The organism is Streptomyces sp. NPDC043176, from assembly GCF_056436715.1.
Genome location: NZ_JBWKCA010000034.1, coordinates 16,526 through 31,855, shown reverse-complemented (window position 1 = coordinate 31,855; position 15,330 = coordinate 16,526). Strand labels below are relative to the sequence as shown.

The 15,330-nt window shown below is 69.2% G+C and carries 18 protein-coding genes and 5 pseudogenes; 10 read left to right on the top strand and 13 right to left on the bottom strand.

Annotated elements, in window-relative coordinates:
• Positions 1-207 precede the first annotated feature (207 nt).
• Positions 208-795: an IS5 family transposase gene (locus AC067A_RS34605; RefSeq protein ID WP_479247246.1), complete on the top strand. Its 588-nt coding sequence runs from the start codon at positions 208-210 to the stop codon at positions 793-795.
• Between the two features lie 61 nt (positions 796-856).
• Here AC067A_RS34605 and AC067A_RS34600 read toward each other — a convergent pair whose 3' ends face one another.
• Positions 857-1,378, bottom strand: coding sequence for a hypothetical protein (locus AC067A_RS34600; protein WP_479247184.1), 522 nt, complete (start codon positions 1,376-1,378; stop codon positions 857-859).
• A gap of 287 nt (positions 1,379-1,665) precedes the next feature.
• A pseudogene (locus AC067A_RS34595) lies at positions 1,666-2,226 on the bottom strand (class I SAM-dependent methyltransferase); the annotation flags it as partial.
• A 218-nt stretch (positions 2,227-2,444) separates the two neighbouring features.
• Here AC067A_RS34595 and AC067A_RS34590 point away from each other — a divergent pair.
• The 3 genes and pseudogenes from AC067A_RS34590 (at position 2,445) to AC067A_RS34580 (ending at position 5,599) form a co-directional block, all read left to right on the top strand.
• Positions 2,445-3,692, top strand: a complete 1,248-nt coding sequence (locus AC067A_RS34590; protein WP_479247182.1) for a PP2C family protein-serine/threonine phosphatase — start codon at positions 2,445-2,447, stop codon at positions 3,690-3,692.
• Between the two features lie 37 nt (positions 3,693-3,729).
• Positions 3,730-4,113 (top strand): annotated as a pseudogene (locus AC067A_RS34585) (GNAT family N-acetyltransferase); the annotation flags it as partial.
• A gap of 586 nt (positions 4,114-4,699) precedes the next feature.
• Entirely contained in the window at positions 4,700-5,599 is a 900-nt protein-coding gene (locus AC067A_RS34580) for a hypothetical protein (RefSeq protein ID WP_479247180.1), read from the top strand.
• A 193-nt stretch (positions 5,600-5,792) separates the two neighbouring features.
• On the opposite strand, the gene AC067A_RS34575 is transcribed toward AC067A_RS34580, so the two are convergent.
• The gene (locus AC067A_RS34575; protein WP_479247178.1) at positions 5,793-6,176 is read right to left on the bottom strand and encodes a DUF1622 domain-containing protein; all 384 of its coding nucleotides are present in this window, start codon (positions 6,174-6,176) and stop codon (positions 5,793-5,795) included.
• A gap of 153 nt (positions 6,177-6,329) precedes the next feature.
• Between AC067A_RS34575 and AC067A_RS34570 the strand changes: the two genes are divergently transcribed.
• Positions 6,330-7,319, top strand: coding sequence for a magnesium and cobalt transport protein CorA (locus tag AC067A_RS34570; protein ID WP_479247176.1), 990 nt, complete (start codon positions 6,330-6,332; stop codon positions 7,317-7,319).
• 349 nt (positions 7,320-7,668) lie between these two features.
• On the opposite strand, the gene mscL is transcribed toward AC067A_RS34570, so the two are convergent.
• From mscL to AC067A_RS34525, 9 genes and pseudogenes are all read right to left on the bottom strand, one after another.
• On the bottom strand, positions 7,669-8,112 hold the full coding sequence (mscL, locus tag AC067A_RS34565; protein ID WP_479247175.1) for a large conductance mechanosensitive channel protein MscL: 444 nt from the start codon (positions 8,110-8,112) through the stop codon (positions 7,669-7,671).
• A 52-nt stretch (positions 8,113-8,164) separates the two neighbouring features.
• Positions 8,165-8,602 (bottom strand): hypothetical protein, encoded by a 438-nt coding sequence (locus AC067A_RS34560; RefSeq protein ID WP_479247174.1) that lies wholly within the window; start codon positions 8,600-8,602, stop codon positions 8,165-8,167.
• Between the two features lie 192 nt (positions 8,603-8,794).
• Positions 8,795-9,094, bottom strand: coding sequence for a hypothetical protein (locus AC067A_RS34555; protein WP_479247172.1), 300 nt, complete (start codon positions 9,092-9,094; stop codon positions 8,795-8,797).
• An 80-nt stretch (positions 9,095-9,174) separates the two neighbouring features.
• Positions 9,175-9,440 (bottom strand): annotated as a pseudogene (locus AC067A_RS34550) (DUF4235 domain-containing protein).
• The gene (locus AC067A_RS34545; RefSeq protein WP_479247171.1) at positions 9,437-9,904 is read right to left on the bottom strand and encodes a DUF3618 domain-containing protein; all 468 of its coding nucleotides are present in this window, start codon (positions 9,902-9,904) and stop codon (positions 9,437-9,439) included. The pseudogene AC067A_RS34550 and the gene AC067A_RS34545 overlap by 4 nt, the downstream one beginning before the upstream one ends.
• A complete protein-coding gene (locus tag AC067A_RS34540) occupies positions 9,901-10,329 on the bottom strand; it encodes a phage holin family protein (RefSeq protein ID WP_479247170.1) in 429 nt (142 codons plus the stop codon). The genes AC067A_RS34545 and AC067A_RS34540 overlap by 4 nt, the downstream gene beginning before the upstream one ends.
• 81 nt (positions 10,330-10,410) lie before the next feature.
• Positions 10,411-10,605: a YegP family protein gene (locus tag AC067A_RS34535; RefSeq protein ID WP_479247168.1), complete on the bottom strand. Its 195-nt coding sequence runs from the start codon at positions 10,603-10,605 to the stop codon at positions 10,411-10,413.
• A gap of 87 nt (positions 10,606-10,692) precedes the next feature.
• Positions 10,693-11,190 (bottom strand): phosphatase PAP2 family protein, encoded by a 498-nt coding sequence (locus tag AC067A_RS34530; RefSeq protein ID WP_479247167.1) that lies wholly within the window; start codon positions 11,188-11,190, stop codon positions 10,693-10,695.
• A gap of 207 nt (positions 11,191-11,397) precedes the next feature.
• Positions 11,398-11,760 (bottom strand): annotated as a pseudogene (locus tag AC067A_RS34525) (transposase family protein); the annotation flags it as partial.
• Between the two features lie 256 nt (positions 11,761-12,016).
• On the opposite strand from AC067A_RS34525, the gene AC067A_RS34520 reads away from it, so the two are divergent.
• Complete coding sequence (locus AC067A_RS34520; RefSeq protein ID WP_479247165.1) at positions 12,017-12,292, top strand: STAS domain-containing protein; 276 nt, start codon at positions 12,017-12,019, stop codon at positions 12,290-12,292.
• 279 nt (positions 12,293-12,571) lie between these two features.
• On the opposite strand, the gene AC067A_RS34515 is transcribed toward AC067A_RS34520, so the two are convergent.
• Entirely contained in the window at positions 12,572-12,850 is a 279-nt protein-coding gene (locus AC067A_RS34515) for a GlsB/YeaQ/YmgE family stress response membrane protein (protein ID WP_190156292.1), read from the bottom strand.
• A 150-nt stretch (positions 12,851-13,000) separates the two neighbouring features.
• Here AC067A_RS34515 and AC067A_RS34510 point away from each other — a divergent pair, with 150 nt between their 5' ends.
• From AC067A_RS34510 to AC067A_RS34495, 4 genes and pseudogenes are all read left to right on the top strand, one after another.
• Positions 13,001-13,480 (top strand): MerR family transcriptional regulator, encoded by a 480-nt coding sequence (locus AC067A_RS34510; protein ID WP_479247245.1) that lies wholly within the window; start codon positions 13,001-13,003, stop codon positions 13,478-13,480.
• Between the two features lie 366 nt (positions 13,481-13,846).
• Positions 13,847-14,304: pseudogene (locus AC067A_RS34505) on the top strand (DUF6415 family natural product biosynthesis protein).
• A gap of 242 nt (positions 14,305-14,546) precedes the next feature.
• Complete coding sequence (locus tag AC067A_RS34500; protein WP_479247163.1) at positions 14,547-14,843, top strand: hypothetical protein; 297 nt, start codon at positions 14,547-14,549, stop codon at positions 14,841-14,843.
• A 43-nt stretch (positions 14,844-14,886) separates the two neighbouring features.
• Positions 14,887-15,042, top strand: a complete 156-nt coding sequence (locus AC067A_RS34495) for a hypothetical protein (protein WP_479247162.1) — start codon at positions 14,887-14,889, stop codon at positions 15,040-15,042.
• Positions 15,043-15,330: the final 288 nt, after the last annotated feature.

Here is a 15,330-nt window from a genome sequence, read left to right as displayed (position 1 = left end):
CAGCCCGTCCCATCGGACCGCCGACCTGGGGTACCGGAAACGAGCCGATCACACCTGCCGACCATCGGCGCTTTGAGTGGTCCATTCGCACGAGCAGGCGCCCTCCGAGTGTCGGCAAACGATGGCGAGCTCACATGCCACCAACGGAGTGTTCACCCGGGCCCTGCAGCAGATCCAGGCCCGGGCTGATGCGGCTGGTGACATCGACTGGCTGGTCCAGATCGACTCCACCATCATCCGCGCCCACCAGCATGCCGCCGCCACCGGGCAAAAAGGGGGAAGCACCAGACGGACGAACCGGACGATCACGCCCTCGGCCGATCCCGCGGAGGCCTGACCACCAAAATCCATCTCGCCTGTGATGGCCGCGGCCGGCCCCTGGCCGTACTGATGACTCCCGGTCAACGGCACGACGGCATCTGCGCACGACCGCTGCTCGAACGCATCCGAGTGCCCCGTGCCGGCCTGGGCCGACCCCGCTGCCGACCGGACCACGTCATCGCCGACAAGGCCTACAGCTCACGAGGATTCCGCGCCTACCTGAGCAAACGCGGCATCGGGCACACGATCCCGGAGAAGAGCGACCAGAAACGGCACCGCCGGAACCGAGGCCGCCAAGGTGGCCGACCGACAGCCTTCGACAGCGAGATCTACCGCCGCCGCAACACCGTCGAACGCTGCTTCAACCAGCTCAAAGGCTTCCGAGGCATCGCCACCCGCTACGAGAAGACCGCCACCTCCTGCGAAGCAGCTGTCACACTCGCATCACTCCTGCTCTGGGCAAGATCAATTTGAAGACGGACCCCAGGGGGCAAGGGGCGTCGGGCGTCCGAGACCGTGGTCGGCCCGACGACTCCTATCCGGCCGGCTGCAATGCCCAGTAGTGCGGTTCGATGGAAGCCTGCCTCACCACGATCTGGCCGGTCACGCCGGGATCGTCCACGATCTTTCCGTACGAGGGGGAGAGGTCGCCGGGTGTGTGCTCGATGTCGGCCCACACCACGCTGTCGGGCCCGGCGGCGCCGTAGGAGACAGTCCACTCGGTGTACCTGTCACCGCAGCTGTAGACCGACACGCTGTGCTCCGGCATCACCTTCAGGCAGGTGCGCGGGTTCGAGCCTGAGGGGGAGACTTCCATCATTCCGTCGGGGCGTCGCAGCACCTGCCAGTTCGCCGAGGTGGACGCGGTGTCCGTGCAGGCGGCCAGCGACACCGCGCCGATGCTCCCGTGTGTCTTGGGCCAGACCAGACACTTGCCGTCCGTGAGAGCCGCGAACCGGTAGACCCCGTCGACGAGCGGGACGGCGTGGGCGGGTTGCGCGAGTGCCGCGGTGGCCGCGAGCGCGGCGGCCGTGACGGCGATGACGCGTGAACGCATGGGGTGAGACTCCTCGAACAGCCGTGGTCGATCCGATCACACGGCACAGACGCGGTGGAGGGCAGCTGCCGCCGGAGACGGCGGCGGCACTGATCTTGGAACACCGGTTCGTCCGGTAGCGGCTTGCGGCGGCCGCTGTCACTCGTCTGACCGATCCGTGTCATCCGATGGCGTTGCGTCTCGGGATGCGGCCTCGCCGCCGAGAACCCCGTGATCACAAGCAGGGGGCTGGACGCCATGCCGGTGAAGCTGGCGGTGTCGCCGCACGCCCAGGTGATGTTGCCGGTGCCGTGCGCGGTGGCGGCCTTGCTTTCTTCGCTGATTATGGCCGGTTCGATGTCGACCGCGTAGACGTGGCCGACCCGTGAGGCGAGGGTGAGGGGGGAGGGGCCCCGTCCGCAGCCGACGTCGAGAACCGTCTGGGTCTCGTCGAGGTGGAAGCGGTCGGTCAGGAGCGTGAAGAACTCCTCAGGATAGTGGGGTCGGAAGGCGGCGTAGTGGTGTGCGGTGGAGGCGAAGGTCGTCACGGGGTGGTGCTCCTTCGGTCGGGGCGGGTGGCGGCGAGGACTTCGGTGCGGATCGCCTCGTGGTAGAGGCCCGAGGGGGGCGTGGTCGAGGAGGGCGCGGCGCAGGTCGCGGGTGAAGGCGTCCAGGTTGCCGCCGAGCTGTGCGGGGGTGGAGTAGGAGTTGGACAGCTGGAGCCCGACGAGCTGGTCGAGGTCGCGCGTCACGCGCTGTTCCAGGCACGTGAGTTCCACGGCGGAGAACGGTGAGTACCGGAGGGTGTCGGTGAAGCGGTCTTCGGGGTCGCAGAGCAAGCGGACGGCCCATGCAACCCCTGGCAGCATCGGCCGAGAGAGTCGCGACGGGCGTGGCTCAAACCGCCGGGGTCCCAGATCCTCATGATGCAATGGGCCTGTCCGGTGCCCCCTCGGCGCGGACCTTCGCATATCCGGGATGAACGTTCCGGGCTGGCATCGAGCACCAAGGGGTCGCTATGACCGCAGGAGAGCCGGACGGTGGGGCCTCTCGTTCTCTCGCGGGCGGAAGCCACGGGGGGAGGGCGATGACGTTGGCGGGAGCGTTGGAAGCAGCGGAGGCCGCGGCGCCGGTGGAGTCGCTCGACGTGGTCGCTCGCATGCTCAAGGATCATCTCGGGGCGGCGTCGGTGTCATTCCTGATCACCGACTTCACCGGCAGCTCAGTCGTACGGCTGGGGGCGGCGGACAGCGTCGAGACCGATGAGCCGGCCCAGCGCATCCCGCTGCGCGGCACCATGTACGACGACGTGATCCGCAGCCAACAGCCACAGGTGGAGCACCGGGGCGAGAACCGGCTGGTGCGGGTCCTCGCCCCGGTGACCAACCGTGGGGACGCCATCGGCCTCCTGGAACTGTTCCTACCCGCGCCGCCGGGCGCGGAGGTGATGCGGGAGATCGGCGAGACCGCGCACGCGCTGGCGTACATCGTCATCGCCAACCGGTCCCACACCGACGTGTACCAGTGGGGCCGGCGCACCAAGCCGCTGAGCCTGGCAGCCGAGATCCAGCACCGCCTGCTCCCGACGTCGCTCGCGTGCGAGGCGGCACAGTTCGCCGTCGCCGGGGCCCTGGAACCTGCCGACCACGTCGGGGGTGACACCTTCGACTACGTGATCGACCGGGACACCGTCCAGCTGTCGGTAACCGACGCCATGGGCCACGACGTCGACGCCGCGCTGCTCGCCACCCTTGTGGTGGGCGCCCTGCGACGGGCCCGGCGGGCGGGCGCCGACCTCGCCGAACAGGCCCACCAGGCCGACCGGGCCATGCGCGATCACGGCCACAGCGGCTACGCCACCGGCCAACTGCTGCGCATCAGCCTGATTAACGGCGAAACGGAGTTCGTCAACGCAGGACACCCCTGGCCGCTGCGGATGCGCGACGGAGAAGTCCAGGAGATCGTCCCGAAAGTCGATCTCCCTTTCGGCCTCGGTGCCCAGGTGTCGCAGGCCAACACCTACCGCGTGCAGACGCTGGATCTGTGCCCGGGTGACCGGCTGGTCATGCTGACCGACGGCATGCTCGAGCGCAACGCCGAGAACCTCGACCTGTCGGACCTGATCATTCGCACCCGCGCACTGCACCCCCGCGAGGCCGCCCGCACCCTCATCAAAGCGATCGTCGACGCCGGCCACGGGCACCTCGACGACGACGCGACCGTGATGTGCCTGGACTGGCGCGGCGTCCACAACTCCGAGCGCGACGCCGCCCACGGCGCCGACCTCACCGACGCCTCAAAGCCGTCAAGGACAGGACCGCCTGCCCCCGGATGATGGCTGCAGCGTGCACAGCGGGGAGGGAAGCGACGCACACGACTACCCGTGTTGGGGGACCTGCGGATACTGGGCCGCGCAGGAGAAGATCACCGGCGCTTTCCTGGGTTGGTTCGAGCTCCGGCCGCTGGAGGAGCACAGCCCCGCCGTGGTCGAACTCGGCTACCGGTTGAACCAGGCGGCATGGGGGCACTGCTACGCCACCGAAGGCTCCCAGGCCCTGATCCACAAGGGGTTCACGGACCTGGAGGTCGAGCGGGTCACGGCGAACACTATGGCTGTCAACACTCGTTCCCGCCGTGTCATGGAGAAGTCAGGCCTGTCCCTCGCCCGGAACTTCACCGGGGACTGGCCGGAGGCGATCGACGGCTCCGAGCACGGTGAAGTCGAGTACGAACTCACCCGGACCGAGTGGGAACAGCGGCAGACGGCAACGACCCAGTCCACAACCCTTGACAATTTCTCGAGCACCGGACCGGCCCCAACAGCCCGGTCCGCTCCCCGGTCACCGCCCCGGGTCCGGCGCCACCCTGCTGCGCGGCCTGTCCCGGGACACCGCGTGCGCTCGCCCAAGACGTGCCCGGACATGCCGAAGCGGCCCCGCCTGGAGGTGAGGCCGCCTCAGGGGAAGCTGGCTCAGTGCATGTCCGTGACGGTCGACCGCCGCGGAACCGCTGTCATGCTTACCGGTGCCAACCGACACGACGTCACCCAACTCCGGCTGTGGCTGGACGGCGTGTGGCCGATCCGGGGCCTGCGGGAACACCTCGCCACCGTCCGGGCGAATCCTGCTCAGCGGCGGAATCGCGTCCGCCTGATCGGATGATCTCTTCGCTTCTGGCGGCAGGCTGCCAGGAAGGCGCTGAGTCCCGGGGGCCCTTTCCAGGGGGATGCCGCCCGCCCCCCTCGCTCCGAGCCGCAGGAGCACCGCCACATCGACATTAAGCCACGCTAGGTGATGTCGCAATCGCTGAACGCTATCCATGTGGTTCGTCGAGAGAGGTCTCATGCGCATTGCGAAGAGGGCCCGGGTCGCTGCAGCCGCCCTGGGGGTGGTGGCCGGGACGCTGGTGGCTTCAGCCGGCCCGGGGACGGGGGTCTCGCAGGCCGCGGCGCCCGCGGACGGTGCCACCACTGCGGGGTCGCGCATCTACGGTGTCGAGATCGTCAAGGAGGGTGGCGGGGTCGGTGATCTGCAGAACCAGAGTGTCCGCTGCCCGCAGCGCAAGGTCCCGATCGGTGGAGGCGCCGAAGCCAGTTTCGGTTACACCCCCTGGGGCCACGACATCCAGCTCGTCAGCAGCGCCCCGCTGATGGAGAGCGGTCAGCCCGTCGGCTGGAGGGCGTCCGCCTTGAAGTTCGCCTCCCCCGGCATGACCCTGACGACCTATGCCGTCTGCGCCTACCAGCCCAGCGGTTACCAGATCGTTCAGAGCCCCGTCACGCCGTCCCCCAAGAACACGCTGACCACGCTGTCGTGTCCGGCCGGGAAGGCCGCCCTGGGCGGAGGCGGCGAGGCCATCGGGGCCGACTCCTGGCTCAGCAAGTCGTACCCCACCCCGGTCAGCGGCACCGCCCAGCCCACCCAGTGGGCACTGGGCACCGCCGGATGGGATACGACCACCGCCGTGGTCCACGCGGTTTGCGCCGACCCCGTCTACGCCCTGACCGTCACCCGCTTCAACACCGCCTCCGAAAGCCCCTACGGCGGCCTGCTCAAGTGCCCCGCCGGGACCGTCGTCGCCGGTGGAGGCGCGTCGGCCAACGGGCCTGCGGCCAGCCTCATCTCCAGCCGCCCCGCCAAGGCGGCCGAGATCGGCTCGCGCGACGGCTGGTGGGCCCAGGGCAGCGACGACCTGCAGAGCTCCAACATCGACCTCTACGTCATGTGCACCGAGCCCGTCTAGGGGGGAGGTTCAACGGCGAACGGCGGGCCGAGGTCCAGCGCTCCTGGCCCGGTGAGCGGGACCGGCTGTGCGGGTCGTGCGTCGGGCCCGACATCGGCCGTGCTGCCGGCCTCGTCTCCGACCCCAATACCACCGCCTGACAAAACCACCAGCTCAGGCCGGCACATCTTCAACGCCATCACGCACCAGCTCGTTAGAGAGGGTCGGGGCGCGGCGCTGTTTCTGATTGGTCGTGTTCGATCTCTGCGCGTTCCTGGGCGATCTCCCGGGTGAGGAAGAAGTTGAGGACGGTCCGGATGGCGGCGATGGCTGCCAGTTGGCCGATTTCGGTGAAGCTGGGGGCGACTGCGGTGCGTAGGACGTCTCCGGCGAGTTGGAACTCCAGCCCCAGTACGAGGAAGCGGCCGAGGCTGAGCCGAATCTTGTTGAACTCGGTGATGAAGGAACGCCTGCGGAGGGCGGTTGTGGCAAAACGAACGAAGGCCCAGGTGGCGCCGGTGAAGATGATGAGTGCGCCGGCGGCTTCGATCACGTGGACGAGCCCCGTGACTACGTCCCGCACCGAGGACTCGGACATTAGTTCTCCTGGCAATGACATCCGAGCCGTCTACCCTCTGCACGCCCGCTCTACCTGTGCGCGGGCGGTCACGCGGGGGAAGAGCGGGAAGGCAGGAGACCGGTGGCGCATGAAATCGGCGTATCGAAGCATGCGCATGGGATGGAATGTGTGATGTACGAGGAGCGGTCGGGCCGGTCGGAGACCGTGGAGTGCGGCCTGGAAGAGGAAGCCTGCCAGCTGCTGCTGAAGCGGCTGCGGGGGCTGGGCGAGGGCGAGTTTGCCTGGGTGCGCCTGGTCGACCCGGCCGAGGCCGAGTTGATGCAGCTGGCGGAGGAGCTGGGACTACATCCTCTGGCGGTCGAGGACGCGGTCCAGGCGCAGCAGCGCCCCAAGCGCGAGCGTTTCGGCGACGTCCTGGCCGTCGCCCTCAAGACGCTCTGGTACGTCGATGCGGAGGCGGCGGTGGAGACGGGGGAGCTGATGGTCTTCGTCGGCCCCCGCTACGTGCTGACCGTGCGGCATGGTGGGGCCGACCCGGCCGCCGAAGCCGCCCGTCGGCTCGACGCCGACCCCGACATGCTGCGCTTTGGTCCGCTGTCCGTTCTACATGCCGTCCTCGACGTGGTCGTCGACGCCTACACCGACAGCGCGGACAGGGTGCGGGCCGCGCTCACCAAGCTGGAGGACTGCGTCTTCTCCACCTCCCGCGAGGACCACACCGAAGCGATCTACTCCCTCAAGCGGGAGGTGCGGGAGTTCCGCGACGCCGTGCAGCCCCTGGTCCCCGTCGTGCAGGGCCTCCTGACCGGCCCCGGCCAGGACGGACAGAGCCATCCGCCGAAGGCCCTGCCCTACTTCCGCGACGTCGCGGACCATCTCCATCGCACCGACACCGAGGTCCGCACCCTCGACGAGCTTTTGAACTCGGTCCTGGACGCACAGCAGGCGCGGGTGGGGACCTGGCAGAACGACGACATGCGCCGCATCTCGGCCTGGGCGGCGATCTTCGCGATCCCCACCATGGTCGCCGGCGTCTACGGAATGAACTTCGAGCACATGCCGGAGCTGCGCTGGAGCTACGGCTATCCGCTCGCGCTCGGGCTGATGGCACTGGCGTCCGGGCTCCTCTACCGCGCCTTCCGCCGCAATGGCTGGCTCTAGAGGGTGCCTTCAAGGTGCTCGAGGATTCGGTAGGCCGTCGGGCTCGGCGGCCTGGCCGAGGAAGGCGAGGGTCGCCTCTCGGGCCGACGCCACGGCTTCGCTGACGGGGGGGCAGGTCTTGATCCAGTACTGGTGAGGCCATGGCTCCTCCCCCTGGAGGGCGTTCTACCTGTTGTGCACCTGCCCCGCCCGCGCGTGCAGAAGCGCTCGCATCAGCAGGAGAAGACCCGGGAAGGCCGCGGCCGGAACCAGCAGGTGGCAGCTGGCACACGTCTCCCGTCCCAACTGGTGGCCTGACGGAGCGTTAGAGCGGTCCGAGCTGTTGCGGACCGATCACTGGAAACCGCGGTCATCCGGCGCGCTGGGTGGACTCCCCGGCCTGGGCGGGTACGGTAGGCAGGGGGACGGTGCAGGAAGCACAGCGCCTGGCTTGCGCCGGGACGGGGCTGAGGCACTCGGGGCAGTCCCGCTTGGGGGCCTGGACATCGTGGTGCGGGGCGAGGCGCTCGTGCAGCTTGTTGATCGGGAGCACGACCAGGAAGTACAGGGCGCTGGCCAGCAAGACGAAACTGATCGCCGCGTTGATGAACGCGCCGTAGGGGAACTCGGTGGCGCCCACGGTGAAGGTCTTGCGGCTCATGTCGCCGGTGGCGCCCGTGGCCAGTCCGACCAGCGGGGTCAGGAAGGCGCCGACGAAGCCGTTCACCACCGCGGTGAACGCCGCCCCGATGACGATACCGACGGCCAGGTCGACCACGTTGCCGCGCAGGACGAAGCTGCGAAAGCCTTTCACCTTCTCCTCCTTGAGGTTCTTCGAGGTCTACAGGCAGAACTCGGCTGCGCTCTCAGCCGCTGACGAACGTCGGGGCAGACAGTGTCGGCGCGTGGGGACAGGATGTGTCAGCCGTGATCGCGGGGATGCGCATCCGGCGCAGGAGATCGCGGGTGGTGCGCATGCTCAGCGTGCTGCGCCAGACAAGGCCTGGGTGGCGGGAGCGCAGGTGCGAGAGCGCCCGAGTGCCCAACCCGGTGCTATGGAAACGCTCGTCGATCTCGATGGCGGTGATGACACCCTGGGCACAATCGGTGCAGATCCGGTAGTGGACCTGGCCGACGACCTGGCGGATGTGGACGAGGAGCAGGCACTCCTCGCCAGGGCCGGAGTGGTCCGGGAGATGCGTGGACAGGAAGTCGATCGCCCGGTATGCGAGGATCCGGCGGCGCAGACGGCCGGTGCTCCGGCCGCGGCGAGAGTGCTTGGCGCCGGCTGGAGCGGGAGGCATCTGGGCCGTGGGGGATGGACCGAACAGAGTGCTCGTGGGACGCGCGTGTTGTCCGTGCATGAGGTCTCGTGTGCCCCGAGCAGCGAGCGGTACCCGCCTGGATGCCGGCACGCTGCCGGTTGGCCCGCCTGCTGACGCGGTGATGCGCTGCTGACCAACGGCTCTTGACGGACTGCGGGTGATGCCTGGTTTCTAGCTGCGGCGGAGCTCACCTTCATGGTGCGGGTAAAGGGCGGTGAGCTTGTTCCCGTACTGCTCAAGGTGGGCGTCGGTTTCCTTCAGGACCGGGTCCAGGAAGGAGGCATGCAACTCGGCCACACGCTCGGAGACCCACTCTCCGGCCAGCGGGTGCACTGCGCGTCGCCAAGGTGCCTTCGCGGCGCTGGCGCCGTGGGCGTCGCGGACCGCGCGGGTGGCCCACCAGCGGGCGAGCAGCACGGCGGTGGTGAGAGCGGCGGCTGCGAAGGCGTGCAGCCGGGGGTGCGCGGCCACGACTTCCTCCATCGCTTTCGGGCTACAGAGGTCTGGCGGCGTCGGCCCTCAAGGCGAGGCCGACGCCGGCCTTGGGCGGTTCAGCCGGGCCACGTGCCGGCCAGGCGCCGGGTGGTGGCGGCACCAGCCCGGTCGACGGCGGCCCTGACGACTGCGAAGACCGTACCCTGCAAGGTTGCGGCGATCAGGATTTCCTGCCAGGTGCGGTCCTCATCGGTGGCGTCGGGGCATCGTCGTCGTGCCCGATCATCTTCCACCCCTGCTTGAACGCCACGCCGACGATCATGCCGCTCGCGGCGCCCAGCGCCAGACCGGCCGGCTTGTAGGCGATCTTGGATTCCTTCACCGGCGCCTCCGGCTGCGACGCAGGAGCAGGAAGACGACGAACGCGACGGCCGCGGCGATCAGGGGAGTTCGGTTGGCCTTCGCCGTAGTCACCGCCGACTCCGCCTTCTCACGGACCGGATCCGGGGTCTTCTCGGCGGCAAGCCGTCCGGCACGTGCCGCACTTTCGTGTACCTGCGCCGCGGCGTGGGCCGCCTTGTCCAAGACCGGATCGGGGGTCTTGTCCTTGACCAACTGAGCGGCATGCGCCGCCCTCTCCCGGAGCTGGTCACCGACGAGGGTGGCCTTCTCGGCGGCCTGCCCCTTGATCTCGGCCGCCTTCTCCTTGGCCTGCGCCTTGACGTCGGCCTTGGCCGCCAGCGCCTCCACGGCCATCCCGAGCTCATCACGGGTGTGCTCGACCTGCCGGCGCAGTTCCTCGGGAGTGGGCGCGGATTCCTTGCCGCCCTGGGAAGGAGTGTTCATCGGTGTGCGGCCTCCTTGATCTCGGCCACGTCGGCCTTGACGCTGTCGATGGCCTGTGGGGGTGCGGGGGTGCCGGCCTGGGTGATCTGCTTCTTCCCGGCCGCGGCCGTCACGGCTGCGACGGCCGCCAGCAGGGCGGCGATGATCAGAGCCGAGGTCCAGACCGGCGGGAGCAGGGCGAGAGCCGCGATCAACGCACCGACCAGAGCCTGCGCGGCGAGGATGCCGACCAGGCCGGCCCCGCCGACCAGGCCGCCGCCCACACCGAAGCGCTTGTCCTTCTGCGCCATCTCCGCCCGGACCAGCTGCATCTTCTCGCGGACCAGCTCCGAAATCTGCTGCGGCGCCCGTGAAACAAGGTCGCCCACCGATTCCTGGGTATCGGTACCGCTGCCGTGGCTCGGGTGCCGTCCAACGGCGCTCATCTACTCTTCACCTTCTCTGCATGCTTGGTGCGTTATGGCGCGATGGCCGCCACTCGTATCGCCTGTGCGGTGCCGCGCCGGTCAGCGGCCCGAATCGGTACCGGTGGTGTCCTGGATGGGGGCGTCGGCGTTGCGCTTGACGGAGTCGATGCCATCCAGACAGGTCCGGTGGGTCTCGTAGTGCTCGCTGGTCGCGATGACCTGCCCGTTCGTTGCGATCAGAACGAAGTGATAGCCCTTACCGGACTGGTGCCGGACCTCGAAACGAGCCGCCATGGCAGACCCCTCCCTGGTTTAAATGTGCACGCTGGTGTCACGGCGCGCCTACCCCGCCGGCAGCCGGTCACCCGCCTGCGAGTCGAGTCATCTCCAGGCGCGGATGAGCAGGCGGGGTGTTGCCCGGACGAGAGCGGCTGCGGTCAGGCCGATGGCGGCGCCGGCGGCGACGTCGGAGGGGTAGTGCGCGCCGCTGTGGACCCGCTCGACGGCCACCATCACCGTCGGTACGGCGCAGGCCGCACCCGCCCACGGCCAGGAGGGCGCGACTGCGGCCGTGAACGCGACGGCGGCAGCGGTGTGCCCGGAGGGAAAGGAGGAGCTGTCGGGCCGGTCCTCGACATCGTCGTGCGGAATCCACTCCTTCGGCGGCCGGCGCCGCTCCACAAGCTGTTTCGCGACCCCGTTGGAGAGGAGTTCCGCCGCTGTCATGCTCATGATCCCGGCGACTGCGGTCTTGCGCCCCCTCCATCCGCCGCCGGCCGCCATGATCACAGCGGCAGCCCACCACAGCTTCGTGTGCTCGGCTGCTTCCTCAACCGGCGGCAGGAGCCGGCGGGCCCAGTCGGACTCCCAGGCAGCCATCCACCGGGTCAGTCGGTGATCGCCATCGCGTAGCGCCGTCAGGATTCCCATCCCTTGACCCCTACCCGTCCGCAGAGCCTCCACACAGTGATCACTCCAGGCGGCAGTCTTCATCGCTCCACTTACGCGCGTCGCGGGGCTCGACGTAAGGCTCCTCGCCCTCCGGGTGCCCGCCGGCGACCACACGCTGGCGGGACCTCTCGGCAGCCGGGTGAGAGTGAGTTCACCGTCCGGTGGCCGTTTGAGTCCGATGGCGACCCAGGGACCGGCGCCCTGGTAGGCGCGGTCGGCGAGGATCGGGACGCCCTGACGTTCGCAGATCCGGATGATGCGGTGGGTGCGGGCCGCGGTCAGGTCGTGGGTGCGGCCCGGCAGCGCCGGCGAGATCCACAGGACCTCGCCGGCGGGGCCGGTGACGACCTGGGCGTTTACGCCGTCTCGGCGGTGTCCGGCCGAGGAGTCGGCTCGGCTGTCGCCGACGCGGTCGCACTCGGCAAGTGTCCCGTCCAGCAGGACGAACTCTGGATCATGTTCGCGCGGAGTCTTGAGCAGGCCAGGGGCCCGTTCGGCGCGGCCCTCACCTCGATCTCATCGCCGTCCCCCGATCAGTGACCACGCTGAAAACGCTCACTGCTTCGTGTACGAGGGCGGGTGTGGGACGCCGGAAGGACACGAGGCCGGCCGGCACCATGGGCGACGGCCTCGGGGATGTGGGAGTTGCCCCCACTGCGGGCACCCGAATCCCGCCATCGTCGTCACCCTCCTCCTCGAATCCGGGGTGCTTCGTCTGTGGGCTCATCAACCCCCGGAAGGGGGCACGCCCAGCATGACCGACACCACCGCCCGCATCACCCCGCATGGGGAGATCGACTCCCACACACTGACCTCACTGCGCACGGCTGTGGACCGGCTGCCGCCCCATGCCACCGACCTGCTATGGGACTTGGAACACACGTCCTTCACCGACGTAGCCAGCCTGCGCCTGCTGTTCAGCCCCGCCCCTAAGGGGCAGCCCGCACTACAGGGCAAGAGTGGCAAACCTTCGCAACCAGCCCCTGCAGCTCCTGCTCCTGGCCGCCAGCCTGTTCCCTGCGGTCTATGACGTCTCCCGGCTGATCCCGGACAACACCCGCCAGCCTTACGGATTCCAGAGCCTGAGCAGCCGCGACCTGGCTTTTCGGGGAGCTTGGCGTAGTACGGCGGGAGCGTCGGCACTGGACGGGAGCGGGATCGGGTGGGGCCGACGGGGAGAGGGAAGAAGCTCAAAGCCGAGCGCGGACGGTCCACCGGATTCGGCGGGCTGTACATGCCGAGGGCTCCCGTCCCTGTCGAAACAGGAGAGGGAGCCGTTCGGGGCTGTGGGGTTTGTGCCTTCGGTGTGTCAGGCGTGGCGATGGGTGTGGCGGTTGCCGGTGATGAGGCGGTAGAGAGCGAGGAGGATGACAGAGCCGACGATCGCGGCGATCCAGGTGGATATCTCGAAGAAGCCGTCGACGGAGTCGACGCCGAAGATGACCTTGCCGAGCCAGCCTCCGAGCAGGCCGCCGGCGATGCCGATGAGCATGGTGATGATGATGCCGCCGGGGTCCTTGCCCGGCATCAGGGCCTTGGCGATGGCGCCGGCAATCAGACCGATGAGGATCCACGCGATGATGCCCATAGTGCCTCTCCACTTCGTCACGTAAACACTGTGTCAGCTCACCGTCTTCGCCGATCTCGCCCAGGTAAACATCCCCTCGACATCAGAGCCCTGCCGATCCACGGCCCAAGGGGTCTTCGAATGTAGCGAAGTTGGGCCCGCTGCGGGTCAATACACCTAGCCCGGCCCTCGCTGCGTACGGGCGCCGGGTACCGGCTCTACACCGCCGCCGATCTCGAACGCCTGCACCGCGTCGTCGTCTACCGCGAGATCGGCCTCGGCCTGGACCGGATCCAGGCCGTCCTGGACGACGCCGACACCGATGTCCCCGCCGCGCTGCGCACCCAGCGCGCCCAGGTCGCGGAACGCGTCGAGCGGCTCCAGCGGCTCGGCGCCGGCCTGGACCAGATGATCGAGGCGCACGAGCGCGGTCTGCTGCTGACCGTCGACCGCCACCGCGCCGTCTTCGCCGCGTACTTCCCCCTGACGAGGCAGATGCAGGTCTGCCTGGCCCGCACGTACGCGTCGGATCCGGGCTTCGCCGCACACTACGACGGCGTACGCCCGGGTCTCGCGGCGTGGTTCCGCACGGTCGTGGACGCGAGCGCCCGCGCCTACGGCATCGACTCGGACGCGGCCACCTGGCGGTAGGCGGTACGGCCCCGGGATCCGGGAAGGCCGGGGGTGTGGATCACGGTGCCGGGGGCATGCGGGTGGTGAGCGCGTGGGACCGCTCTGGAGATGCAGGGCCTGCCGTACTCCCCCTTCCGGCGGGCTCTTGGGTGGATGAACGGCCTGTACCGGGTGAGGGTGCGGGCCGTTCGCCGTGCGGGCCCGTGGTGCCCGGGTGGAAGAGGACCGTGTGCCGGGCGGCGCCGGATCGTGCAGAGGACGGCCACGCCCACCGCCATGGCGTTACTGGAGGCGGAGGGACAGGGCCAGGTGGTGCGGCGCGTGCCCGCACGGTGAGGTGCCCTGGGACCGCACTGTTGCGGACGGCAGGGGTGTGCTCGGTGGCTGTTCCCGAAGTGGATCGAAGCCGGGCTCCCGCTCGATCGCGAACCGTACGAGTGCCTCGTCAAGGCCGTTCTCGCGTGGACCGGCGAGGACACGCTCAGCACCCGCGACTTGGAGCAGGTCGCCCTCCAGCTCACCGGCCACGCCCGCGCGCTCGCCTCCGACGTCCGCCGCCGCGCCGCCCAGCTGCCCAAGGACAGCGGCCCCGGGCGCTCGCCGACGTCGTCCTGCGCGAGGCAGAAGGCCGGCTGTCCGCGACGATCGAGGGCACCGTGCGCTGCGTCCAGAACCGCGCCCGTCTCGTTCGCGCTCTCTACGAACGGCTGGACCGCCTGGACGTCGCGCTCGCCCCGGAGAGGGTGGTACCGAGCGGGGCTGGACGGTGGGCTGGACGGTTGCTTCCAGCTACTTCGTCAGCGTGTCCAGTGCCTTCCTCGTCTCACCCAACAAGTCGCTGACCTGGCGCAGAACATCTTCCTGAGCGTCGGCGGGCTTGCTGACCGTTCCAGCGGAGGAGGCCTGGCCCGGCTCCCGCCTCGGATACCGTGTTGCTCTACGGGGTGCCATAACGGATGTGGCGCCCCTCACCGGAGGTAGTCAGCGTATGAGTTCAAAGCGCAGCAAGAATCCAGCCCTGCCCGTACTTGACGACGCATTCCGACTCGAGTCGGTCAAGGACGCCGAAGAGTCCACACGTGACTTGGCCGCGCGGCTGGCCACCACCGAGCTGCGCCGCGTTTCCCACCCGGGCCGGGTCACCTGGGAGCCCACCGATCAGGCCGAGCCCGTTCCGGTCCCGCCGACTGTGGTCGACGGTGACGGGGACCTGTGGCTGCGGGACCGGGGCACTGGCACCTGGACCATGCCCGAGTTCAACCCGAAGGAGTTCCCGGACCGCTGTGGCGAGGTTCTGACGTGGAACGAGCTTGCCTGCGAGTTCGGCCCGCTGACCGCACTGGCCGACGACCGCCGCATCGGCGGCGGCCGGCGGCGGTGACCGCGCAGCCTTCTGGGACGGCCGCGCCCCTGAAACGCCCGTTATGGGTAGCTGGGAGCTCCAGCTCACCGCCGAGCTCGACGATGGCGGCGAGCAGGTGAGCGTGGTGGTGGCGTGCGACGGCCTCGAGCAGCGTGGTGCGGGCCTGGCGCCACCCGATGTCCTCGGTGCGGCCGGCGTCGGTGGACCAGCCGGGTAGCGGTCGGCCTTCAGTTGCCGTGGTGAGCGCGCGGCCCAGCTCGCCGATCGACTGCTGCCAGTCGGCCAACTGGCCGAGCAGGCCGCGCACCAGCTCGTCGACGGCGGCCGCCGGGCCGGCGCCGACAGCACGAGGCCCCGGGCGATGACGCCCGGGGCCTCTCGGTGCACTTCGCTTGACCGTCCTGTTCAACGACCAGCCGCAGCCGGTGTCACGCCGGTGTGCAAGATCCGCTCATGCTCAGGGGATTGATCAAGGGAGACAACGCCTTCGTCCCGACGGCGGCAC